This is a genomic window from Methylomonas sp. 11b (genome assembly GCF_000515215.1).
Lineage (GTDB): Bacteria > Pseudomonadota > Gammaproteobacteria > Methylococcales > Methylomonadaceae > Methylomonas.
Window position 1 is genome coordinate 1,873,857 of the sequence record NZ_KI911557.1, and the last position, 23,525, is coordinate 1,897,381.

The following is a 23,525-nucleotide window of genomic DNA, read 5'->3' on the forward strand; positions in this document are numbered from 1 at the left end:
TTACGGGAGGCTGACCGAGGCATTACATTTCCGTCATCTTCCGGGGCTGGTTAGTGCTTATGTACCGTGCTTGTGAGCGTGCTCGTGGGCATGCGGTTTCGTGGCGTGAGGGTGTGCGGCACCGGACTTGTTTTCCATTTCGGCTTCTTGCTCCTCAATACCGCCATGGGTATGCCCATCGCTGGACTCGACTTGCCGGCGATACTCTTCCTGGGAAAGGCTCGGCATGTTCTTGAGGAAAGCTGTCAGATCCCATATCGCCTCATCCTCCATGCCGCCTTTCGACCAGGCCGGCATGCCGGAGGCCTTGACACCGTGCTTGATGATCCAGAACCGGCGGGCATCCGTCCGGTCGGAATCGTCGGCATTTGCAGGTTTGGAGAGATTCGGCGGGGTCGGATAGAGACCTTTTCGTATTTCGGAATCTTCGCTGCCGGGTGAGAGGTGGCAGTTCGCGCACATGGCGTCGTAGTTGCCGGCGCCCCGGCGAATCCGGCCAGCGTCGGACAAGTCGACCGGCGGAATGATGTCGGCGGCCCTGCGTGCGATGGACTGTTCCCGCGCCCACTCAATGAGGCGGTGGACGGCGGGGCGGTGAGGCTTATCGGCCGCCATATCGATTGCTCCGGCCTGAAGCAGGCCAAGCACTGTTACGGCGCCGAGGCCAAGGACGCCCAATGCGCCCAGCAGAATTTTTTTCATGGAAAGTTCTCGCAGATTGTCTGTAGTTGTATTCTACGATACCCCAGTTAACGGGAACCTGACCCGCTGATTACATTTGCGTAATCTTCGAGAGCAGGTCTCGCTGCCAGTGTAGAATGGCATCAATACGAAACAAATCACGCTGTGGAGTACGCATGAAGATCCTGATCGTGGAAGACGAGTCCAAAACCGGGGATTACCTGAGACAGGGCCTGAGCGAGGCCGGCTTCGTCGTCGATTTAGCGCGAGATGGGCTGGACGGTCTGCATTTGGCGCTGACAGAAGCCTACGACCTGGCAATTTTGGATGTGATGCTGCCCGGCATTGACGGTTGGCAGGTGCTGCAAGGCATCCGTCGCTCGGGCAAGGATATGCCGGTGCTCTTTCTCACGGCCCGCGACGATGTCGACGATCGGGTCAATGGACTGGAACTCGGGGCCGATGACTACTTAGTGAAACCTTTCGCCTTTTCCGAACTGTTGGCCCGTGTTCGAACCCTGCTCCGGCGCGGAGTGAAGACCAAGGAGTCCGAGATTCTGCGAGCTGCCGACCTCGAACTCGACCTGATACGACGCCGGGTGGCCCGATCGGGCAAAAAGATCAATTTAGCATCCAAGGAATTCGCCCTGTTGGAACTCCTTTTGCGGCGCCAGGGCGAGGTGCTTCCCCGGTCCCTGATCGCCTCCCAAGTCTGGGATATGAACTTCGATAGCGATACCAACGTGATCGAGGTCGCTATCAGGCGTCTGAGGGCAAAAATCGATGACGGTTTCGAGCCGACGCTGATCCACACCGTCCGAGGCATGGGTTACGTGCTGGAGGCGACCGAATGAGGCTGATCGGACGCAAATCCATCACCTTCCGGTTAACCTTGCTGTTCGCGTCAGTCTCGACGACGGTGCTGCTGCTGTTGGGGCTGCTGATCGGCTCGCTCGTTGAGCGGCATTTCGAAGAATTGGACATGGAATTGCTCGACGGCAAACTGGAACTTCTCCAGCACACCTTGAAGAAAGTTCGCTCCGACTCGGAACTGGAGGCGCTACCAGGACAACTTCAAGATTCCATGGTGGGACACCCCGGTTTGGCCGTAGTCGTTTTGAAGCCGAATGGTGAGACCCTGTATTCGACTGAAGGTGCGAAGTTACCGGAAGAACTGCTTGCCGGAGCCGGAGATAAACACCTTCACCCGATGTTTTGGACCGACCCCGAGAACCATCGCTATCGCGGGATTTCAGCCGAAGTGCCGACCCGTATCGAAGGCGCGGCTCCGGTGGTCGTGGCCGTGTCCACCGACCTGTTACACCACGAGCATTTCATGCAATCGTTTCGGACGGCGTTGTGGACGGTCATGGGCCTGGCGGCGTTACTGACCGGCTTTCTCGGCTGGGTAGCAGCACGCCAGGGATTGGCACCCCTTAGGGACATCAGCCGTAGTGCTGCGGGCATCACCGCGAACCACCTCGACCAGAGGCTGCCTTTAGCCTCCATTCCCGTCGAACTGGCCGAGGTCGCGAAAACCCTGAACGAGATGCTGGCACGGCTCGAAGGATCCTTCCGCCGGCTATCCGACTTTTCCTCGGATATCGCCCACGAGTTGCGCACGCCGGTCAGCAATATGCTGACACAAACCCAGGTCACTCTGTCTAAGACCCGGACACTCGACGAATACCGGGACGTGCTGGCTTCCAACGCGGAAGAGTTCGAGCGTCTGTCGCGGATGATTGCCGACATGCTGTTCCTGGCCAAATCGGACAACAACCTCATTGTCCCGCATCGCGAAAAGTTCGATTTAGTGGTGGAGGTGAGCAGCCTAGTCGAATTTTACGAGGCGTTGGCTGAGGAAAAGGGCGTCAGTCTGACCTATTCCGGAAAGGGAGCTATTTTCGGCGACAGGTTGATGCTGCGCAGAGCGGTCAACAATCTCCTCTCGAATGCGCTACGCCATACGCCAAAAGGGGAAAGGATAAAAATTCGCGTTGACGATTCCGACGTCTCGATCGTCGTTTTGTCGGTGCAAAACACCGGAGAAACCATCACACCTGCGCATTTGCCGCGGCTTTTCGATCGCTTCTACCGGGTACATGCATCACGACAGCGTTTTGGTGAGGGCGCGGGACTCGGTTTGGCGATCACGCGTTCTATCGCGCACGCCCATGGCGGCGAGGCTTTGGCGCATTCGGAGGGCGGCATCACGACGTTTGAGATTCGGCTTCCGGTTTGAACGATAATAATACGGATCTATAGGGCTACTTTTTTATCCAGAACTCATACAGTTTTTGCAATTTTTTTCATTATTTGGTGGCTGTCACCAAACTTACAAAGAGCATTGCAGTTCTGCCGAAGTTCTGAAAATAATATGTATTTGATTGGGATTTTTATTTGCTTGATTGAAGGACGTGAGAGTTGCAAAATTACATCCTTTTCTCTACAATCAGGGACAACCAAATAAAAAGTTTCATTGCCGATAGCGATGGAATATGAAAGGTCGGTCAATCGTAAAATTCCCGAATAAATACTGGTGCTTTTTTCAACTTCAAAGGCACAAATCACATTATTTGTCCCTTTCTCAAACCATAATACATCTATCAATTTGATAGTACCGGCGGTTTCTTTATCACAATTGATAGCTGGAAATTTATCTGGACTCATAAACGAAAAACTACTACCTGCATAAGACCTTGAACGGTCATTTGAAGCAACAAAAGCATCGTAACCCAAACTTTGACCGATTTTCAACAGATGAAACTGCATTTCGGAATGCAGGTTTTCCTCGTCTTTTTCGTATTGAATTTCTTTTTGGCGTTTTTCAATGTTTTTCTCTAACTTATTTCGTTCGTCTTCACTTAAATATTCATCATTGCCGATAAGCATTTTTTGTGTACCAATTTCAAAACACAAACCCGCTATCGCTCCCAAATCGTTGGAAAGTTGAGCTTTATGTTTGTTGTTGGTTTCAATCAATACTTCTCTGATTTTTAGGTATTCTGTCCAAGAACCTAATTTCTTTTTGTCGTTAAATAAAGCGTTAAACCCATTGATGATGGCAGTATTGAAAGGCGGAAACAAAGTGGGGTGCAAAAAGTATAAAATACTTGCTACGGCTGGACCCAAACCTTTTATTTTTAGAGCATCCAATCGTACTATTTCTTTAACGATTTGTTCTTCTGATTTAGCATTGATACAGTTTTCCAGGAATTGACCAAAGGCAATTTTATTACTTTGATTTTCGTAAATGTCGGGTATCCGTAATTTGGGTTTCCAATAAAAAGGGTGCGATACTCCTATAAATACTTGCTTTTGTTCGGCAATACAATTCAAAACAAATTCCAGGGAGCTACTCTTAAAATCGTTTGGAAAATTTTTATTTTTAATATCTTCCACCACTTGTAAAACCCCTCTGCGAATGGTGCGAAAGGCTTTGAGCCGTTGGTCATTGTCAATAAACCAAGTATTGTAGACACTTTGCGTATCGGCTTTGTATTGTGTAATTATTTGTAAGAGGTTGTTCATCTTTTATTTTTATAGAAGTTACGCATTGACGACTGGCTGAAATTATAAGTCTAAGTGCGCCATGCTCGCCATAAAGGGAGCCAGGTGGGCAAGCTTCTTTGCCTTATGCCCTTTGGGACACCGTTCGCAACAACAAAAGGGATTCTCAATGTGGTGGGCAGAAAAACGTTGCCCGCTTGACTGCGTTCAAAATTACGATGGCAATGATAGTGATGCCGTCTACGGTTCCCCCAATGCTGCGGAAACAGTCGCTGGGCCAACTCCGTCAGAAGTTGGCGAGCCGCGGAGTCCAGCCGTTTCAGGTGGTGGGCGGACTCCCCACCGAAGGCAGCGGATTCCCTGGGTGCGGTGTCGTGGACGAACTGCTTGATGCGATTGACCTCCAGCCACAAGACTCCGCCGCAGCCCGTCACGCTGAGGAACCGCCACCCCAGACACAGCCGGATCAGGATTTTCCGGTGAATAAACCGGCCGTAGCAAGCGCCGCTTCGAATAATCGGCCCTACCGTCATCGGCTTTCCGCGTCCTAGCTTCCGAACCGCTCATACAGCCAACTTTACTGCAAGAAACTTGATGTCCCTGCGCCAATGCCATTGACTTGGTTTATTAAACATCACTTAGCTTGCGTCATCATATAGTCCACGGCAGCGCCGATATCCGCATCGCTCAATTCGGGTTGCCCGGCCCGCGGGGGCATTGCTCCCTTGCCATTGATAACGGAAGCGGCCAGTGCATCGCCCCCCTTCTTAATCAATGGCCCCCATGCCGCCTTGTCGCCAAGCTTCGGAGGCATGGCGGCATGACAGACAGCACAGTTGTTGCTATAGACTTCCTGTCCATCGACTGCGGGAGCCTGGCCCGCGAATAATAAAAGCGCCAAGGCGGCGCTGCTGATGAAGATGAATTTCATGGCTTTCTCCTAACATTCAAAGATTGGGGTTTGGTTGGAACTTTTATTTCAATTCGGTAATGCGTTTCCCGGTATTGCTGTCGAAAACAGAACATAATAATCTCCTATACTCGTTGATCTCATTTCACGACTCTCGATCACTTGCGTGCTTAGTTGGTGTATCGATAGGAGTGGCGCCAGGTTTTTTAAACCACATTTCCCAGAGCGGAATAAGAATCTGCGCGGCCAGCGCCATCCCCATAAAACATCCACCGATAATGACGGTATAGGCAAAAAAGGGCTGGTACTTTGTGATCCACCAGGAGCCGATATCCATCCAAATCGCGACGTAAGGCACGACAATGATGGGCAGTTTCAAGGCTGAGGTGATTTCGCTCAGTGAGAAAATCATTCCGGTCAGAAGGAATATGATGCTGATGCCGAACAGATGAACATGAGACACGCGTGCAAGCTGGTCCAGGCCCGGCCCCATGTCAACGCGTGTCACTTCGCGGACTTCTTCGAAGGTGGTTAACGGCGGAACGGCAGGACTTGACTTAGCGTTGTGGCAGATAACGCAGTTTTTATCCAGCAGCGGTTTCACCTTTTCCCGGTATCCTGCCTCTGACGCCCCCGCGCTTACCCAGCGCAACACCTCCTCCGTTTCGGAAGACGTGATCTTATTCGCCATTATCCCCCGCAGGGCAGACTCAAGACGGGTGTTACCACGCACACCGTGATATTTCATAGTAATCCCTTCAACCAACCCCATTCCCATCTTTTTATGCGGGTCCACGTCCTCGAGATACAAGTAGAACAACGCCGCCAAATATCCTGCCCCAATCGTCAGTAAAAAAACACTGAACAATAGGCGCAAGGACGCCGGCAATGTCTTCAAGGTGCAGGAAGACATTGGTTTCACAAGCGCGTGCAAAGCACCTCCATCCGTTTCAGAGAGAAGCTTCCGCTTCAGAACAACAGCCAGGCCAGCAAAAAGATGCTGTCGTTGTCGGAGGCATTTCTGCCGAAACCATCATAGTTGTGTCTGGCGCCATTGAATTTTCCATAGGCTGTATACCGTGCAGCCAGTTTCACATTGGACCACGGCAGGTAATTCAGTTCCGCAATCAACCCATCGCTGTTTGGCTTGCCGTTAGTGCTGCCTGTAACCGGCTCCCCGGTGTTGTATTTGAGTTCATTGCTATTGCCCCAGGTGGAAAAAAACTGGATGCCGCCGCCAAAACGGCGTTGATAGTAATAATGGGCATCCATCCTGAAAGTTTGCAGAACATCCGATTTATTAGACGTGAAGCCTTGGTCAAAACTTGCATTCCAGTCTTGCGCTTCCCGGATCCAGGTCGCCGCAGTGCTAACAATATGCGCGCCGCCGATGTATTGATATTGGGCATCAAGGGCAACGTCCGTAAAACGGTCTGTAGACCCTCCCGTATTATTGGGGTCCGGAAAAACATCAGCCACCATGCCGTAAGTCCCCGCCGCCAGGCTGTGAGATCCCCATTCGTGCTGTAAGGCGACACGCCAATAGGGTACAAAGTCATTTACTACGTTCTCAGTTGGGACACCCGCACCCAGCGGACGCAGCAAGCCTCGTCTGGCGCTACGATAAAAGGCAGCTTCCCCGTACACCAGGTTATTCCACAAGGTATAGACACCCAAGCCTCCTACCTGACTGGCCAGAGTGGTATCAATCTGAGTTCGCGCGGCCGGCGACAGGGCCGCAGTTTCGGTATGGGGAAAACTCCATTGCGGCGTGCTGTTATAGATATCGGACACCGTCGGATTATTGTTTAACGTAAGGCCGTAAACCAGTTCCTGGTTATCGGCGATTGAAAAACTGTCGGCATAGCGGACGTCGAACATCTCCATCATGACTTTGTCCTCTATGCCGTCATAAAAGCCTTGGATCAATGCCCCCGATTTCTCGGTTATTTTCCCTCCATAATACAAACCTACCGCCTGCGGGATGACCTCATTATTACGCGGAAAATTCTCCGGATCCGTCCCCTTGGTTTTCCGGGTTGAATTCCAGGAAACCTGCAATAGGGCTGAAATAGGAAGCGAGGCCGGGAACTTGACATTGGGCGCTTTTTGGCTGAAGCCGCGCAACTTGAACTGACGCCCGAACGGCGTCAGTTCCGGGAAGACCGTATGGCAGGAGGCGCACTGCATACCCGTCTGCCGCCCCATGCTGGGCACTGCATGTGCGTTAGCTGAAACCAATAATCCGAGGAAAACCGTCATACCTATGCGAAATGTTGCCATATTCATTCACCTCTATTTGACTGAGCAAGTTAGATGCAACTTTTTCCCACACGTTTGTTTCACTGAGTAGACTTTCGTATCCATAATTGAATAGCCGCTACAATGAGATTAACGCACTAGCATGGTTCGGGCAGAGCTGTTCCCACTGTCGCCAATAATGATCCAGTAGCGCCTTCGGAGATATGAAGCCGAGCGCCAAGATGTTCGAGCGCATTGGTAAAAATCTCGGTGGCAATGAGAATAACGCTCAACATCGCCACTAACAATAGCCATCATTATGAATTCCTACTCGCTTTTCGAAAGACGCTTGATGTCTTTGTGCCAACGCCAAATAACATAGAGCGCCGGAATGACCAGCAGCGTCAACAACATGGCCGAACCGATCCCGCCGATCATGGGGGCGGCTATACGCTTCATCACGTCGGCGCCGGTGCCTGTGGCGATCATGACCGGAAACAACCCGACGATATTGGCCAGGCCCGTCATCATGACTGGCCGGATACGCTCCATGGCGCCGGTTTGAACGGCCTCCAGCAAATCCGCGAGCGAACGCAACTGTCCGGCTTCCTGGCGTCTACGGACGGCCTCATCCAGATAGGACAGCATCACCGCGCTGGTTTCGGCGGCGACGCCCGCGAGCGCGATTAAACCTACCCAAACGGCGATGCTCATATTGTATCCCAGGCCGTAAAGTGCCCACACGCCGCCGACCAGGGCCAGCGGCACGCCCAGCATCACCATCAGTGTTTCGGCAACGGAACGGAAAGTAAAGTAATACAGGATGAAAATGATCGCAAGCGTCAGCGGCACGAAAATCTTGAGACGCTGCTGCACCCGCTCCATGAATTCGTATTGTCCCGACCAGGTCAAGGTGTAACCTGTCGGCAACTCGATTTTTTCCTTCACGATGCGCTTCAAATCCTCCACATAACCGCCCACATCTCGTCCGGCCATGTCCACATAGACGTAACCGGCCAGCATGCCGTCCTCGTCCCGGATCATCGCCGGGCCGCTGACCATGCGCAGCTCCGCGAGCTGGGCGATGGGCACCTGTGCACCATTGGGGGCGCTCACCAACACCCGTCCCAATTTATCCAGGTCGTCGCGCAGTTCGCGCAGGTAACGCACATTGACCGGGTAGCGCTCGCGCCCTTCGATGGTGGTGGTGATGCTTTCCCCGCCAATAGCGGATTCGATCATCTTGCTGACGTCCATGACGGTGAAGCCATAGCGGGCGATTTCGTCGCGCTTGATGACGAAGTCCAGAAAATAGCCGCCCGAAACCCGTTCCGCGTAAACGCTGCGGGTACCGGGAACTTCTTTGGCGATCATCTCGATGGCTTTACCGATCTCCTCGATTTTTTTGAGGTCCGGCCCGAATATCTTGATGCCCACGGGAGTACGCACACCGGTGGTGAGCATGTCGATGCGCGCCTTGATCGGCATGGACCAGGTATTGGTCACGCCTGGAAACTGCAAGGCACGGTCCATCTCCGCGATCAGGTCTTCATAACTCAGGCCCTCCCGCCACTGCTCCTTAGGCTTCAACTCCACCACCACTTCCATCATGCTGAATGGCGCCGGATCGGTGGAGGTTTCGGCGCGGCCGGATTTACCGAACACATGCCCGACTTCAGGAAACGCCTTAAGCTTTTGGTCCATCTGTTGCAGGAGTTTCCCGGCTTCCGTGACCGAGATGCCCGGCAGCGTGGTCGGCATGTACAAAATGGTGCCTTCATACAGCGGCGGCATGAATTCCGAGCCCATGCGCTGATACGGCAGAGCGATGCTGGCGATGAGCAAGATGGCCAGTGCTACCAGCAGTGTCCGGTACCGCAGCGCTAGCCTCAGAATGGGCGCGTAAGCCCACTGCAACAGGCGACTGACCGGGTTGCGCCGTTCCGGAATGATTCGGCCCCGGATGAAGAGGGACAACAAGGCCGGGATCAGCGTCACCGCGATGACTGCGCTCATGGCGATAGACAGGTTCTTGGTCAATGCCAGCGGCTTGAACAAGCGCCCTTCCTGCCCCTCCAGGGTGAAGACCGGCATAAAGGCGACGGCAATCACCAGCAGCGAGGCGAAGATCGGCGGCCCTACTTCCTTGGCGGAATCGATGAGGATCCGGTTGCGGTCGCCCACGCGGCCACCGCGTTCCCAATCCTCCAACCGACGGTGAGCATTGTCGACCATGACGATGGAGGCGTCCACCATGTCGCCGACGGCGACGATGATGCCGCCGATGGACATGATGTTCATGCCGACCCCAAGGAAATACATCGGGATGAAGGCGATGAGGATGGCGATGGGCAGAGTGATGATGGGTATCAGGGCGGAGCGGAAATGCAGCAGGAAGACGATGATCAAGACACTGACCGTGATCAACTCCTCGATCAGGTTTTCGTTGGCGGTGGCAACAGCCTCCTTGATCAGGTCGCTGCGGTCGTAGGCGGTCACGATCTTGACGCCGGCGGGCAGGGACGGCTCGATCTCCTTGAGTTTGGCCTTGACGCGATCAATCACCTCCAGGGTATCCTGGCCGTAGCGCATGATGACGACGCCTCCCACCGCCTCGCCTTGGCCGTCCAGTTCCGCGATACCGCGCCGCATGTCCGGCCCCAAACTAACCGTCGAGACATCGCGCAGCAGAATCGGCGTGCCACTCGGGCTGGCGCCCACCGCGATTTGATCAATATCGGCGGTGGACTTGATATAGCCGCGCCCCCGGATCATATATTCTAGGCCGGAGAATTCGACGACTCGCCCCCCCACATCGAGGTTGCTCATGCGCACCTTGTCGATGATCTCGTTCAGATTAAGCCGGTAGGCCAGCACTTTAGTGGGATCGAGATTGATCTGATACTGGCGCACGAAGCCGCCGACACTGGCGACTTCGGCAACGCCGTCCACGGCGCGGAGCCAGTAGCGCAGATACCAGTCCTGGAACGAGCGGAGCGAAGCCAAATCCTGCTGTCCGGTCGTATCCACCAGCGCATACTGAAACACCCAACCGACCGCCGTGGCGTCCGGCCCGAGCTGCGGCGTCACACCTTCCGGCAGCTTGCCGGACAACTGGTTCATATATTCCAAAACGCGGGACCGCGCCCAATAGATGTCGGTGCCGTCCTTGAATAGCACATAGACGTAGGAATAACCGAAGTCCGAGAACCCCCGCACCACCGTCACATTGGGTGCGGACAGCAGGGCGGTGATGATGGGATAGGTGATCTGGTCCTCCATCAGGTCCGGCGAGCGGCCAGGCCACTGGGTATAGATGATGACTTGGGTGTCTGACAAATCCGGCAGGGCATCGATGGGGGTGTTCTTCATAGCCCACAAGCCGCCAGCGGCCAGACCGAAGACCAGAAGAAAGACGATGAAGCGGTTCTTCGCGCAAAATTCGATTAGATTTTCGACCATGACCGATCCCGTATACTATTTGAAATATCTGTTGAGACAAGACGATCTCAATGCTTCATCCCTTTCATGCCGCCTACTGCATTCTTGAGCTGACTTTCGGAATCGAGCAGGAAGTTCGCCGAGGTGACGATATGTTCGCCCTCGTGCAGTCCCTCTAGAATTTCGATCCAGTCACCGCTGCGCTGGCCTATTTTTACATTGCGCCATTCAAGTTTGCCGCCGCCCAGATGAATAAAGATGATCTGCCGCTCCCCGGATTCCAGCACCGCATTTTTGGACACTACCAACCGTGTTCCCAGCGGCACGGCAAGCTCCACATTGGCATACATTCCCGGTTTGAAAATTTCTGCTGGGTTATCCAGTACGAAGCGAACCTTGGCGGTACGGGTTTGCGGGTCTACCGTCGGATAAATGAAATCGATCCGGCTTTGATACTGATTTTTTGGTGCATAGGATAGACTGACCGATGCAGTTTGGCCCGGTTTTATCAGCGGCAGTTCATATTCGTAGATATCGGCCAGTACCCACACCTTGGTCAGATCGGCAATGGTATAAAGCTGATCGCCGGGATTAACGCGCATGCCGGCTAAAGCCGTCTTAGTAATAACCGTGCCGGTGAGCGGCGCATGGATCGGCAGGGCTTTCAGCACTTCACCGGTGCGTTCCAGATCACGGAGGTGATAGTCTTCAATATCCCACAAGCGTAAACGCCGGCGCGCCACATCAAGCAACGAATTCGCGCCTCTGGCAATTTCGGAAAACTCGCTGTTTCCTAAAGCTTTTGCACTTTGCAAGGCAAGCAAATATTCCTGCTGAGTTGCCACCAGTTCCGGGCTATACAGGGTAAATAGTATCTGGCCTTTTTTGACATGTTCACCCGTGGTGTTCACATAGAGTTGCTCGATCCAGCCTGCTATTTTGATATTCACCTGGGCGATAAAACGCTCGTTGATTTCCACGCGGCCCACGGTACGGATGTTTTGTTCCATGGGCCGGTATTTTGCTTCCTCGAACTTGACGCCAATCGATTGCAGGCGTTCGACGTCGATGTTCATGATATTTTGGCTATCAGGCTCTTTGGCCTCGGCCAAATGATTCGCACCGGCATGATTCGGAGGATCTCCTGCGTATGCCGGCGGCGCAGCAGCCAGCAGCAAGAGATAAATAGCTATTGCACCGCTTTTGTTGAACAGTTGCTTGATGAGGCTGCTGTGTTTATGAATCATGGCCGTTCTCCAATGATGCCTTCAAGCCGGGCGAGGGCTTTTTCATGTTCGACAATTTCGCCATGTAGTTCGATTTCATTGTCCAGCAGCGTCAGTAAACTGGACAGCAAACTGAGGAAATCCACTTTGCCGACACCATAACTGGCCTGAGCCGCGGCAAGCGTGAAATGTGCCTGGGGAATAATGGCGCCTTGAAGAATGCGAATAAGTTCCTCGGCGCGTTGTGCCTGTGCGATATTGTCCTTGACCCGGAACAACAGTTCCTGCCTGATCTTCTGCAAATCGTCCTTGCTGGCCTCCCGTCCGGCCACAGCCTCTTTCACCCCTTGCCGTTGTTTGGTGGCAAAATAGAGCGGCACTTCCACATTTAGCATGACCTGATAACCGTTGAGCCCAGTCGGTTCTTCACGGATGCCGCTGGCGCTGAGTTCAAAATTGGGTAAATATTCCCGCTTTGCCAGATCGATTGTTTTATCGCCGCGTTCCACGCCCTTTATTTGGGTGGTAAGTAGCGGCGCCGTGGTGCCGACCAATACTTCCAACTGTTCCTGGCTGTGTTGCAACGGCATTATCGCGATTTCTTCCGGGATTCCCAACGGACTATAGGGATGGCGATTCAAGAGCCGGTTAATGTCTGCCGACAGCGATTGCTTGCGTTGTTCTAAACTGGCCAGCCGCGCGATCAGCCGCGAAATTTCCGTCTGTGCCCGATAGACATCCTGTTGCGCGCCCTTTCCTACCTCATAGTATGCCTTGGCGGTTTCCTCGAACTGAACCAGCAGGCGCTTGTTTTTCTCTACAATAGCTATCGATTTGACAATAAAATGGAGATCGTAATAGGCCTCTTTGAGGGCGGCGACCAGTCCAAGCCGGGTCGCCAGATAGCTTTGTTCCAGCATTTCGGCTTCACTGGACGCGATTTCACCTTTGAGCCCGAGTTTGCCAGGAAACGGAATCGCCTGACTGACTCCAGCCATCGTTTCCCGTTTTTCCAATTCCCTGTGACTCCAGAGAAGTTTAGGATCGGGGAGGGTCTGGACCTGGGGAATTCTGGCCTGAGCAGATACCCAGCGTTGTTCAGCCGCCTTGATTTCAGGGTTTTGATCCAACGCCTCCTGGATCAGTTGCGCCAATGGCAAAACGGGCTCAACGTTATTGTCAGCGGCGAGCATCGAAGCAGGCCACAACAGGCTAGCCCATAGCAAGGCGGATTTCATGATATTTCTCCTGAGCCGTTCATTTGAACTGGTTTACAAAAATGACCAAGGTCGAAGTACTTGCCCTTGCGTCGTTTATTTTGCTCATACCGGGCGAGCCGATTTTTTGCTTCATTTGGCAGAAAGCCCTGCTCCAAATCGTTTTCAATACGGCTTGCGGCTTCGATAATCGATAGTTGTACCATGCGTTCATAGAGGTGCTCCTCGGCAACGGCTCCCTGCGTTGGCTAGAGCCGCTTACTGTTAGTGCTCTACCTTCCACCATAACCCACAGGGATTTGGGGATGCAGACTTTGCATGGAGCAAAATATCTGCCCATGCAGTCCCATTAACAGAAAATCGGCAATGCCAACTTGTATTAAACGTTTGATTTTTCATTATTGTGGCCTGCAGTTTCCGGCAGACGGCAAAATCCTTGTGCAGGAAAATCCAGGGCGCTGTTAAATTTGCTGGATAAATTCTGGAAGGCAATGAGCCCGGTGAGTTCGACTATTTCACCCTCGTTAAAGTATTCATACAGGCGCCGAGACAAATCGTCATCAACCCGCCGATCGGTATACGTCACAGCCTCGACATAGTCCAGAACAAGCCTTTCCTTGTTATCGAACAACCCGCTTTCTTGCCATCGAGCAAGAGCCTCCACCTTGTTCATGGAGCCCGTTCTTTTTGCCAACACGGCGGAGTTAATATCAATACAAAAACGGCAGCCGTTTATTTGCGATACCCTTACCGTAATCAATGATCGCAGAACTGGATCTATAGGGCTGCTTTTTCTATCCAGCACCCCATAGAGTATAGCTATTGCTGCAAATAACCGGGGGACTCTGGCCCAAATCAAAGCAGGCTTAAGGACTTGTCCATATTTCCTTTTTTGATTCCAAAAGAATGGACGAAGGTAGCAGGGATAACTAACAATGGGCTTTTCTGTGACTCTCATATCATAATCCAAGCAGATAGTTAACATCCGGACTCATCCTAAGACGGTACGGGCAGTGGCTTGTATAAAGCGTTACATCTGACGATGCAGCTTTGCCATACTCAAGTTTTCTTCAACGGCTTTTTCATAGACGTTAATCAGCCACTGGCAATGGTCTTTAAAACTTTGCGCCTGTTTACCGTAGAGATAGCTTTTTGACTGATACTGGCTAAGCAGTTTCTTGTGCTGCTCAACTTTAAGCTGCATGACTTTCGCCGCTTCCTCATAGTGTTGCGCCAGTGCCTCATGATCGGCTTTGGTTTTTGCGTTGTGCACGGCTTGATTCATATCCATCGGATGCGGGCTAAAATTTGCACATGCGGACAACAAACCAATAGCCAAAAGCAGGATAATCAGTAATTTAGTTTTCATGAGTTTTCTCCAAAATAATTCAAATAGTTAAAATGACATCGCTCATCATCCGCCATTTAGATTGTGAATCGTGGAAAGAATGCCGGTACACGATCTGCATATTTTGAATATTTCTCCCCAAATTCAGCATAGGCTTCTCTCTCTTCGGTTCGGGCCAGTCGGACGTACATGTAGAGCAAAATCGGAAACATCGCCACTGTCACGATGGTCGGCCATTGCAGCAGGAATCCGAACATGATCATCACGAACCCGGCGTACTGCGGATGCCGGATTTTTGCGTAGGGTCCGGTGGTGGCCAATGTATGCTGGCGTTGCGCTCGGTACAGCACCCGCCATGCGCTGGATAACAGAAAGAACCCGGCAACGATCAGAACGCTGCTGATCAAGTGAAAGGGTCCGAAGTGCGGGTTGCCGCGCCAGCCGAACAGGTCTTCCAGCAGATGGCCGGCATCATGCGAAAGCGGATCGATGCCGGGAATGCGTTTGGTGAGCCAGCCGGAAAGCAGGTAAATGGTAAGTGGAAAGCCGTACATCTCGGTGAACAGTGCCACGATGAAGGCGGAGAAGGCACCGAAAGAGCGCCAGTCGCGCTTGCTTTGCGGCTTGGCGAAGCTGAAGGCGAAAATGATGAATACCAGCGAATTGATGATGACCAGCGACCAGAGTCCATAAGCCGGAGATGGGGCGATCATTTCCTGTCTCCTTCGATTGTGTCTTGGTTGTGGACATGATGGCCATGGTCGCCGTGGCCGTGATGCATGAACAGATGCATCAGTGGACAGGCCAGCAGGAACAGGTAAGGCAGGATGCCCAGCACATGGGCGCGATGCTCTGTGAACAGCAGGAATACGGCAATTAAAAGAAACCCGTAAAACACCCACCTGCCCTTAGCGATGTGGTGCGTCTCGTGCTCATCGGTCATGATGCTCTCCTTTTTTATCTGATTAATCAAAGGCAAACACTCGGCTTTTCTGGGGGGCTCCAAGAGTTTGACAATTCCGGGAATCATCGTGGGTCTCCCAAAATGAGAACCGCCAAAAGTTCAATAGATGAGGAAATTCACGATGAATTCACCAAAGTTTTATATCATACAAAATGGGAGCGTAAGGTCTGTAGTGGCGACGCTGTACGCGGAAAAGCCCGCGACGGCGAGGGACAAGGATGAGCAATCACACTTTTCATGAATTTTCTCTTAGGTTTAGTGTCTGGCAAAAACGCGGGTGCTGCCGTCCGCCTGGACAAGCAAGGTTTCATACGGAACGGGCTTGGCGGTTTCCATGCCCGGAGAACCGGGCGGCATGGAGGGAACGGCCAAGCCGAGAGCTTGGGGTTTTTCCTTGAGCAGGCGCTGGATGTCGGCGGCGGGAACATGGCCTTCGATGACGTAGTCGCCGACCCGGGCGGTGTGGCAGGAACCCAGGCGATCGGGCATGCCCAGTTTTTTCCGCGCTGCGGGGATGTCGTTAATCTCGCGGGTGCTTACCAGAAAACCGTTCTGTTGTAGGTGCTCAATCCATTTTCCGCAGCAACCGCAAGAGGGGCTCTTGAACACTTCTACCTGCGTCGCAGCTTGCGCCCAAGCGGTGCCGGTGCTGACGAGGAAGACTAACAGTAAGGAGTGAAGATGTGGTTTCAGATCTGATTTCATGACTGTTTCCAGGGCAATTTAAATGTGGGCAATCTAAACGGTTGTTCCTTACGAGAGGATGGCCTAGACATTACATTTCCGTAATCTTCGGTGATATGCTCAGTGCATGTGGGAATGCGGTGTCGTGCCGTGAGGCTGTTCGGGTCGGAATTGCTTACCTTTTCGGATCCGTGCTCCTCCTGACCACTGTGGGTATGCCCACCTTGACTTCTATCTTATCCCTATACGGTTTTTGCAATTTTTTCATTATTTAGTGGTTGTCGCCAAACTTACAAATAGCATCGCAATGCTCGCGAAATTCTGAAAATAAGATATATTCGATTGGGGGTGATTTGCTTGCTGGAAGGCAGTGAGAGCTGTAAAACTACATCCTTTTACCAACTATCGGGCACCACCAAATATAAAGTTTCATTTCCGGTAGCAATGGAATAAGAAAGGTCGGTCAGTCGTAAAATTCCTGAATAAATCGAGACGGTTCGGTTAAATGAAATTGCTGGACTATCCAGCAGTAGAGTCGTTACACTGGCGCACTCTACAAAATTTCATCTACAATAATGAAGATTAGTTAGATTCGGGCAATATGATGCAACACCGCTTCGCCACCATTCTATTAGTGCTCATGGCTATCATGCCTGTAGTGGTGGCGTTTGCTCATTATTCTGTACTTGCCAGCCAGTTATCGGTTGCGCAAATGGTTGTCGCCGCCGATGATATGGACGATGGAGGGGGCTTGGCATCCAAACATGCCGATCATTGCCAATCCGCCACGGCCAAACCTCACTTGGCTAGTTGTAGCTTTCATGTTTGCGTTGATTGTGCAATCACCACGTCTTTTGGATTTTTTCCTATTCATGGGGCGCTAGTCACTATAGCTCTGAGGAAATACCTACCTCTGTTTCGTTGCTGGTTCCCCCCGATATAAAACCGCCGATTATTACCCTCTAAGCCGTTCAACGGCGGTGTTTTACTGTAAATAACAACCACCGCCATTAAGACGACCAACATTGGCTGGCTTTAGGCCGTTGGTTGGTCGTCATTGTTACGACCTTATGAGGACGATCATGACATCCTTTTTTTGTTTAAAGCGTCTGCTGATGGCGACGCTGTTTTTCGTCTGTAGCATTGCCGCCGCTGCGGAGCAGTCGCTATTAACGGTTGAGGCGGCCACTCAAAAAGTCGCTCAGGACAATCCCGACCTGGCGCAAATGCTGGCTCGCGCCAAGGCGATGGCCGCCATTCCATCACAAGAGGGCAGCCTGCCCGATCCGCAAATCAGTTTCAATGCCATGAGCCTGCCGACCAATAGTTTCAGCACCCGGCCGGAAGACATGACACAGATTGGTTTCGGGCTTTCCCAGGCCATTCCCTTTCCCGGCAAACTGGCGCTACGCGAGCAGGCGGCGATGTATGAAGCGGAAGCCGCCACACTGACTGCCGATGAACTGCGCCTGCGCCTGTTGAGCGATGTCAAAACCCTGTGGTGGCAGGTTTTTTATCTGGATCGAACCCTGGAGATTGTGAACAACAATCACACCTTATTGCAGCAGTTCGTCGACATCGCCAGAAGCAAATACGAAGTCGGCGAAGGCTTGCAGCAGGACGTATTGCTGGCCCAGCTGGAGTTATCCAAATTGCTCGATCAAAAAATCACGCTGACCGGGATGCGGCGCGGCACCGTTGCCAAGCTCAACGCCTTGCTGGATCAACCCGCCAACAACTCCGTGCAATTACCTGCCACAATTTCAATACAGCTGCCGGAAATCAGGCAGGATGACCGCCTGTATCAGCAAGCGGAAAGCTCTAGGCCACTGCTGGAAAGCGAGCGGCGTGGCATTAACGCCGCGCAATCCAAGCTGGAACTGGCTCAAAAAGACGTATTGCCCGATTTCAATGTCGAAGCGGCGTATGGCGCTCGCGATAACATGCCGGACGGTACCCGGCGTTCCGATCTGCTGAGTCTGGGCGTCGGCATGAACGTACCGATTTTTGCCGGCAGCAAGCAGAACAAGATGATAGACCAGCGCACCAGCGAGCTGATGCAACAACGCTATGCGCTGCAAGATCGATGGAACACGGTTCGTGCTGAAATTACCCAAAGCCACAGCGATTACCAGCGGGCCAAACAGCAATTCGTATTGTTCGATACCGGCATCATCCCGCAGGCCCGGCAAACCGTGGCCTCCATGCTGGCCGGCTATCAGGTCAACAAGGTCGATTTTCTGAATCTGGTGCGTAGCCAGATCACCTTGTTCGAATACGAAACCCAATACTGGAAAGCCTTTACGGAAGCCCAACAAGCACTGGCGCAACTCTGCGCGAATGTGGGCGAGGACGACATTTATGAATAAGCAATTGTTATTAACCGCCACAGTGACCTTGGGGATAGGCTTGGCGGGCGGTTATTGGCTGGCTCAGCAACCTAAACAGGAATCGGTTGTTCAACCGGCAGAGGGCAGGAAGCCTTTGTTTTATCGAAGCCCCATGAATCCATCGGCGACTTCCCCTGTGCCAACCAAGGATGAAATGGGCATGGCTTATGAGCCGGTTTATGCCGACGATAATGTGCCTAAGCAACCCAAAATCCTGTTTTACCGTAATCCCATGAATCCCTCGGTCACCTCGCCGGTGCCGGCCAAAGACAATATGGGCATGGATTATCTGCCCATGTATGCGGAAGATGAGCATAAAGCCGACGACTCGGCCGGTACCGTTAGAATCGATGCCGCCACGGTCCAAAACATCGGCGTGCGAACCTCGTTTGCCAAACAAACCTTGCTATCGCATGTGGTCCGAGCCGTTGGCCGGGTAGCCTATGATGAAGAGCATATTGTCCGCCTGCATCCCAAAACCGAAGGCTGGATCGAAACCTTGCGTGCCGATAAGACTGGGCAAAGGGTCAGGAAGAATGAAGAGCTGCTGAGTATTTACTCCCCACAACTGGTGGCCAGCCAACAGGAATATGTGCTGGCGTTAAACAATCTTAAAGTGTTGGAAAAAAGCCCGATCGAAGACATTCGCCGTGGCGCGGAAGAACTGGTCAAAAGCTCCCGCGAACGCTTGAATCTGTTGGATGTGCCGGCCCATCAACTACACGACCTGACGGATAGCCAATCCATCAAAAAGAGCCTGCATATTCATACCCCGGCGGACGGCATCGTCATCAATATCGGTGCTCGCGAAGGCCAATACGTGACGCCGGAAACAGAGCTGTACATGATCGCCGATCTATCCACGGTCTGGGTCTATGCCGAAATTTATGAGTACGAACTGCCCTGGGTGAAGGAAGGCGACCCGGTTCACATGCGCTTGGCCGGTGTGCCGGGCCGGACGTTCAGAGGCCGCCTGGCGTTTATCTATCCCTATGCCGAAGCCAAGACCCGGACCATTAAAGTGCGTCTGGTATTTGATAATGCCGACTTATTGTTAAAACCCGATATGTTTGCCGAAGTCACTATCCATGCCGGCAAACAACTGGATGCGGTGGTGATACCTTCCGAAGCCGTTATCCGTTCCGGCGCGCAAACCCAGGTGTTGGTGGTGCGCGGTCCCGGTAAATTCGAGCCGCGTCAGGTGACGACGGGTTTGTCGTCCAATGACGACATTGCCATTATTGATGGCTTAGCTGCGGGTGAGGAAGTGGTCACCTTGGCGCAATTCCTGATCGACTCCGAATCCAAGCTGAACGAAGCCACCTCTAAGATGACGGAACCTTCGGCACCGCAACAGCCGGCAACCAAGTCGTTGTCCGTTGTCCGTTGAGCAGGGAGCGCACCGACATGACTGATTTCATCATCAATAGCGTTTTAAAAGATCGCTTCATGGTATTGCTGGGGGCAATTATCCTGGCCATCGGCGGGATTTGGTCGTTTAAGAATATGCCATTGGACGCGATACCGGACCTGTCCGACGTGCAGGTGATTATCTTCACCGACTATGCCGACCAATCGCCGCAGGTGGTCGAAAATCAGGTCACCTATCCCTTGACCACCGCCATGCTGGCCGTGCCGCATGCCAAGGTGGTGCGCGGTTATTCCTTCTTCGGCTTGTCGTTTGTTTATGTGATTTTCGAAGACGGCACCGACATCTATTGGGCGCGGTCGCGGGTGCTGGAATATCTCAACTATGTGAAAAATCGTTTGCCGCAAGGCGTCACGCCGGCGCTCGGTCCCGATGCCACCGGTGTCGGCTGGATTTACGAATATGCCTTGGTGGACAAGACCGGCAAGCACGACCTGGCGCAACTGCGTTCGATTCAAGACTGGTATCTGCGTTATCCCTTGCAGACCGTGCCTGGTGTGTCTGAGGTCGCTTCGGTTGGTGGCTACGTTAAACAATACCAGGTGGAAGTCGACCCCAACGCGCTGCAAGCCTATGACATTGCCTTATCCACGGTGATGATGGCCATCAAGCGCTCCAACAACGATGTTGGTGGGCGTCTGCTGGAAGTGGGTGAAACCGAATACATGGTCAGGGGGCTGGGTTACATCAAATCCATCGCCGATCTGAATACCATACCGGTGGGCGTCGATGCCAACGGTACGCCGATACGGTTACAGGATGTGGCTCATATTCAAATTGGCCCCGAGCTGCGCCGAGGCGTCACCGAACTCAACGGCGAAGGCGAAGTAGCCGGCGGCGTGGTGATCATGCGTTTCGGTGAAAACGCCCTGGCAACCATTGAAGATGTACGGGCGAAACTGGAAGAACTGAAAAAAGGCCTGCCGGAAGGGGTTGAAATCGTCCCGGTCTATGACCGAGGCAGCCTGATCGAACGGGCGGTGGACACCTTGAAAGAGGCGTTGACCCAAGAGCTGATCATCGTTTGCGCCTTGGTCGCCTTGTTTTTACTGCACCTGCGTTCGTCCTTGGTTATCGTGATTACCTTGCCCTTGGGTATCCTGATGGCCTTCATTGCGATGAAATGGCAAGGCATGAATGCCAACATCATGTCGTTGGGCGGTATCGCGCTGGCCATCGGCGATATGGTCGATGGTGGCGTGGTGATGGTGGAAAACGCCCATAAACACCTGGCCGAAGCGGCCGAGAAAAAACAAGCCAAGTTGACTTCACAGGAACGCTGGGAAGCCATCGGCAATGCCTCCCGCGAAGTCGGTTCGGGGCTGTTTTCCTCGCTGTTGGTGATTACGGTTTCCTTCCTGCCCATCATCACCATGGAAGCACAGGAAGGCCGCCTGTTCAGCCCATTGGCGTACACCAAAACCTATGCAATGGCCGCCGCCGCGATATTGACCATCACTTTGGTGCCGGTGCTGATGGGCTATTTTGTGCGCGGCAAGATCATTCCCGAGCAAAAAAACCCGATTAATCGGATTTTGCATGCCATGCATTCGCCGGTTTTAAAAGTAGCGATGCGCTGGCGAGGTGCCACGCTCATAGTGGCGTTGCTGTTGATGGCCTCTACGCTTTATCCCTTATCCAAACTGGGTAGCGAGTTTATGCCGCCCCTGGATGAAGGCGACATTTTATACATGCCCACCACCTTTCCGGGCATATCCGTCACCAAGGCCAAGGAGGTGTTACAACAGACCGACAAGATCATCAAGACCTTTCCCGAGGTGCATCATGTGTTCGGCAAGATCGGCCGGGCCGAAACCGCCACCGATGCCGCACCGTTGATGATGGTGGAAACTACCATTAAGTTAAAGCCAAGAGAACAGTGGCCTGATCCGACCAAAACCACCCGGCAACTGATGGATGAAATGGACAGGGCCATCCATTTCCCTGGTTTGGCCAACGCCTGGACCATGCCCATCAAAACCCGGATAGACATGCTCTCCACCGGCATCAAGACCCCGGTGGGCATCAAGGTATCCGGTCCCGATCTGAACGTGCTGCAATCCCTGTCGCTGCAAATCGAACAGGCCATGAAAACCTTGCCGGACACGCTGTCGGCCTACGGTGATCGGGCGGTCGGCGGCTATTTCCTGGACTTCGACATCAACCGCGAAGCCGCCGCGCGTTACGGCTTAACGGTCGGCGATGTGCAGGATGTGATTCAAAGCGCGATCGGCGGCATGAACATCACCGAAACCGTGGAAGGGCTGGAGCGCTATCCGGTCAATCTGCGTTACCCGCGCGATCTGCGGGATAACCCGGAAGCCTTGCGACGAGTGTTGATTTCCACCCCGACCGGAAGCCAGATTCCTTTGACATCGGTGGCAGACATCAATTTTAAACGCGGTACGGATGTCATCAAAACCGAGGATGCACGGCCCAATGCCTGGATTTATGTGGACCTTAAAATCTCCGACATTGGCGGTTATGTGGAGCAGGCAAAAAAGACCTTAGCCGAGACTGTCACGATACCTGCTGGTTATACCGTCACTTGGTCCGGTCAATTCGAATACATGGAGCGAGCGGCGGAACGCTTGCGCATCGTAGTGCCCATCACACTACTGCTGATTTTTATCCTGTTGTATACCGCCTTTCGCAATATCACCGAGCCGACTATCGTGATGTTGGCGATTCCATTTAGCCTGATTGGTGGAATTTGGTTCATATACTGGTTGGGGTACAACCTGTCGATTACCGTCTATGTCGGTTTTATTGCGCTGGCCGGCACGGCGGCGGAAACCGGGGTGATGGTGCTAAGTTTTATCGATATTGAAATCGAAAAACTGCGGGCGCAAAAGCAGGCGCCATTGACCGGCGAGGAAATCAGAGTGGCTTGCGAAGCCGCGACGGCATTGCGCGTTCGGCCGGTCGCGATTACCTCGCTGGCCAACATCATCGGCTTGATACCCATCATGACGGCGACCGGCACCGGCGCGGACGTGACCCAACGCATTGCCGCCCCCGCGCTGGGCGGCATGCTCACCGTGTTGATATTAAGCCTTTTGGTGTTCCCGGTGATTTACAGCCTGGTGTTGCAGTTTCAAGAACGGTTTCGAACCTCATAGTCTTGAGAGGTTACTGATGCTTTCATCAATTGGTTAGGCTCACGGAGAATTTTGATATGGCTTCATGTTGTGAAAATAACTGCGCAATTGAGAAATTACACGAACGACAACGTGGCACGCTTAAAGCTGTTCTCGTTATTAATGCTGTTATGTTTGTCGTCATTGTCGGCGGGGCGGTTTACGGAAAATCAACGGCGCTGCTATCGGACAGCCTGGACAATCTCGGCGATGCGCTGACGTATGGCTTAAGCCTGTACGCCGTTTCTAAAGAAGCGGCTACTAAGGCGAAAGTGGCCTTATTTAAAGCTCTGTTAGCGTTAATAGTTGAAATTGAACGATCGCTTTTTTGGCTTGGTCTCAGC

Annotated in this window: 20 protein-coding genes; 5 read left to right on the top strand and 15 right to left on the bottom strand. The window is 52.8% G+C overall.

What is annotated here, in order from left to right:
• Positions 1-57: 57 nt before the first annotated feature.
• Complete coding sequence (locus METH11B_RS0109025) at positions 58-702, bottom strand: c-type cytochrome (RefSeq protein WP_026601755.1); 645 nt, start codon at positions 700-702, stop codon at positions 58-60.
• A gap of 155 nt (positions 703-857) precedes the next feature.
• Between METH11B_RS0109025 and METH11B_RS0109030 the strand changes: the two genes are divergently transcribed.
• Together METH11B_RS0109030 and METH11B_RS0109035 are read left to right on the top strand one after the other, a co-directional pair.
• Positions 858-1,535 (top strand): heavy metal response regulator transcription factor, encoded by a 678-nt coding sequence (locus METH11B_RS0109030; RefSeq protein ID WP_026601756.1) that lies wholly within the window; start codon positions 858-860, stop codon positions 1,533-1,535.
• Complete coding sequence (locus tag METH11B_RS0109035; protein ID WP_026601757.1) at positions 1,532-2,923, top strand: heavy metal sensor histidine kinase; 1,392 nt, start codon at positions 1,532-1,534, stop codon at positions 2,921-2,923. The genes METH11B_RS0109030 and METH11B_RS0109035 overlap by 4 nt, the downstream gene beginning before the upstream one ends.
• A 44-nt stretch (positions 2,924-2,967) precedes the next feature.
• Here the strand turns inward: METH11B_RS0109035 and METH11B_RS0109040 are convergent, their stop codons facing one another.
• The 14 genes from METH11B_RS0109040 to METH11B_RS0109105 all read right to left on the bottom strand — a co-directional run bounded on the left by METH11B_RS0109040 (position 2,968) and on the right by METH11B_RS0109105 (position 16,243).
• Positions 2,968-4,212 carry a hypothetical protein gene (locus METH11B_RS0109040; RefSeq protein WP_026601758.1) on the bottom strand — a complete coding sequence of 415 codons (1,245 nt, stop codon included), beginning with the start codon at positions 4,210-4,212 and terminating at the stop codon, positions 2,968-2,970.
• A 613-nt stretch (positions 4,213-4,825) separates the two neighbouring features.
• Complete coding sequence (locus METH11B_RS0109050; RefSeq protein ID WP_026601760.1) at positions 4,826-5,122, bottom strand: c-type cytochrome; 297 nt, start codon at positions 5,120-5,122, stop codon at positions 4,826-4,828.
• Between the two features lie 124 nt (positions 5,123-5,246).
• The gene (locus METH11B_RS0109055) at positions 5,247-6,014 is read right to left on the bottom strand and encodes a hypothetical protein (RefSeq protein ID WP_026601761.1); all 768 of its coding nucleotides are present in this window, start codon (positions 6,012-6,014) and stop codon (positions 5,247-5,249) included.
• Between the two features lie 56 nt (positions 6,015-6,070).
• Entirely contained in the window at positions 6,071-7,384 is a 1,314-nt protein-coding gene (locus tag METH11B_RS0109060; RefSeq protein ID WP_231499603.1) for a hypothetical protein, read from the bottom strand.
• 116 nt (positions 7,385-7,500) lie between these two features.
• Complete coding sequence (locus METH11B_RS29130) at positions 7,501-7,644, bottom strand: hypothetical protein (RefSeq protein WP_331280408.1); 144 nt, start codon at positions 7,642-7,644, stop codon at positions 7,501-7,503.
• 25 nt (positions 7,645-7,669) lie between these two features.
• Entirely contained in the window at positions 7,670-10,804 is a 3,135-nt protein-coding gene (locus tag METH11B_RS0109065; RefSeq protein ID WP_026601763.1) for an efflux RND transporter permease subunit, read from the bottom strand.
• A 47-nt stretch (positions 10,805-10,851) separates the two neighbouring features.
• Positions 10,852-12,030 (bottom strand): efflux RND transporter periplasmic adaptor subunit, encoded by a 1,179-nt coding sequence (locus tag METH11B_RS0109070; protein WP_026601764.1) that lies wholly within the window; start codon positions 12,028-12,030, stop codon positions 10,852-10,854.
• Entirely contained in the window at positions 12,027-13,247 is a 1,221-nt protein-coding gene (locus METH11B_RS0109075) for a TolC family protein (protein ID WP_026601765.1), read from the bottom strand. Before METH11B_RS0109075 ends, METH11B_RS0109070 begins: the two co-directional genes overlap by 4 nt.
• Entirely contained in the window at positions 13,244-13,432 is a 189-nt protein-coding gene (locus METH11B_RS0109080; protein WP_026601766.1) for a hypothetical protein, read from the bottom strand. Before METH11B_RS0109080 ends, METH11B_RS0109075 begins: the two co-directional genes overlap by 4 nt.
• 173 nt (positions 13,433-13,605) lie before the next feature.
• Positions 13,606-14,211 (bottom strand): carboxymuconolactone decarboxylase family protein, encoded by a 606-nt coding sequence (locus tag METH11B_RS0109085; RefSeq protein ID WP_026601767.1) that lies wholly within the window; start codon positions 14,209-14,211, stop codon positions 13,606-13,608.
• Between the two features lie 45 nt (positions 14,212-14,256).
• Positions 14,257-14,595, bottom strand: a complete 339-nt coding sequence (locus METH11B_RS0109090; protein WP_026601768.1) for a hypothetical protein — start codon at positions 14,593-14,595, stop codon at positions 14,257-14,259.
• A gap of 56 nt (positions 14,596-14,651) precedes the next feature.
• Positions 14,652-15,287, bottom strand: coding sequence for a methyltransferase family protein (locus tag METH11B_RS0109095; protein ID WP_026601769.1), 636 nt, complete (start codon positions 15,285-15,287; stop codon positions 14,652-14,654).
• A complete protein-coding gene (locus METH11B_RS26565; protein ID WP_036277214.1) occupies positions 15,284-15,517 on the bottom strand; it encodes a DUF2933 domain-containing protein in 234 nt (77 codons plus the stop codon). The genes METH11B_RS0109095 and METH11B_RS26565 overlap by 4 nt, the downstream gene beginning before the upstream one ends.
• 276 nt (positions 15,518-15,793) lie before the next feature.
• Positions 15,794-16,243 carry a DUF411 domain-containing protein gene (locus METH11B_RS0109105; protein WP_026601771.1) on the bottom strand — a complete coding sequence of 150 codons (450 nt, stop codon included), beginning with the start codon at positions 16,241-16,243 and terminating at the stop codon, positions 15,794-15,796.
• A 1,061-nt stretch (positions 16,244-17,304) separates the two neighbouring features.
• On the opposite strand from METH11B_RS0109105, the gene METH11B_RS0109115 reads away from it, so the two are divergent.
• The 3 genes from METH11B_RS0109115 to METH11B_RS0109125 are packed head-to-tail and all read left to right on the top strand — an operon-like array spanning position 17,305 to position 23,163.
• Positions 17,305-18,591 carry a TolC family protein gene (locus METH11B_RS0109115; RefSeq protein ID WP_026601773.1) on the top strand — a complete coding sequence of 429 codons (1,287 nt, stop codon included), beginning with the start codon at positions 17,305-17,307 and terminating at the stop codon, positions 18,589-18,591.
• Positions 18,584-20,002: an efflux RND transporter periplasmic adaptor subunit gene (locus METH11B_RS0109120; protein ID WP_026601774.1), complete on the top strand. Its 1,419-nt coding sequence runs from the start codon at positions 18,584-18,586 to the stop codon at positions 20,000-20,002. The genes METH11B_RS0109115 and METH11B_RS0109120 overlap by 8 nt, the downstream gene beginning before the upstream one ends.
• A 17-nt stretch (positions 20,003-20,019) precedes the next feature.
• Positions 20,020-23,163, top strand: a complete 3,144-nt coding sequence (locus tag METH11B_RS0109125; RefSeq protein ID WP_026601775.1) for an efflux RND transporter permease subunit — start codon at positions 20,020-20,022, stop codon at positions 23,161-23,163.
• Positions 23,164-23,525: the final 362 nt, after the last annotated feature.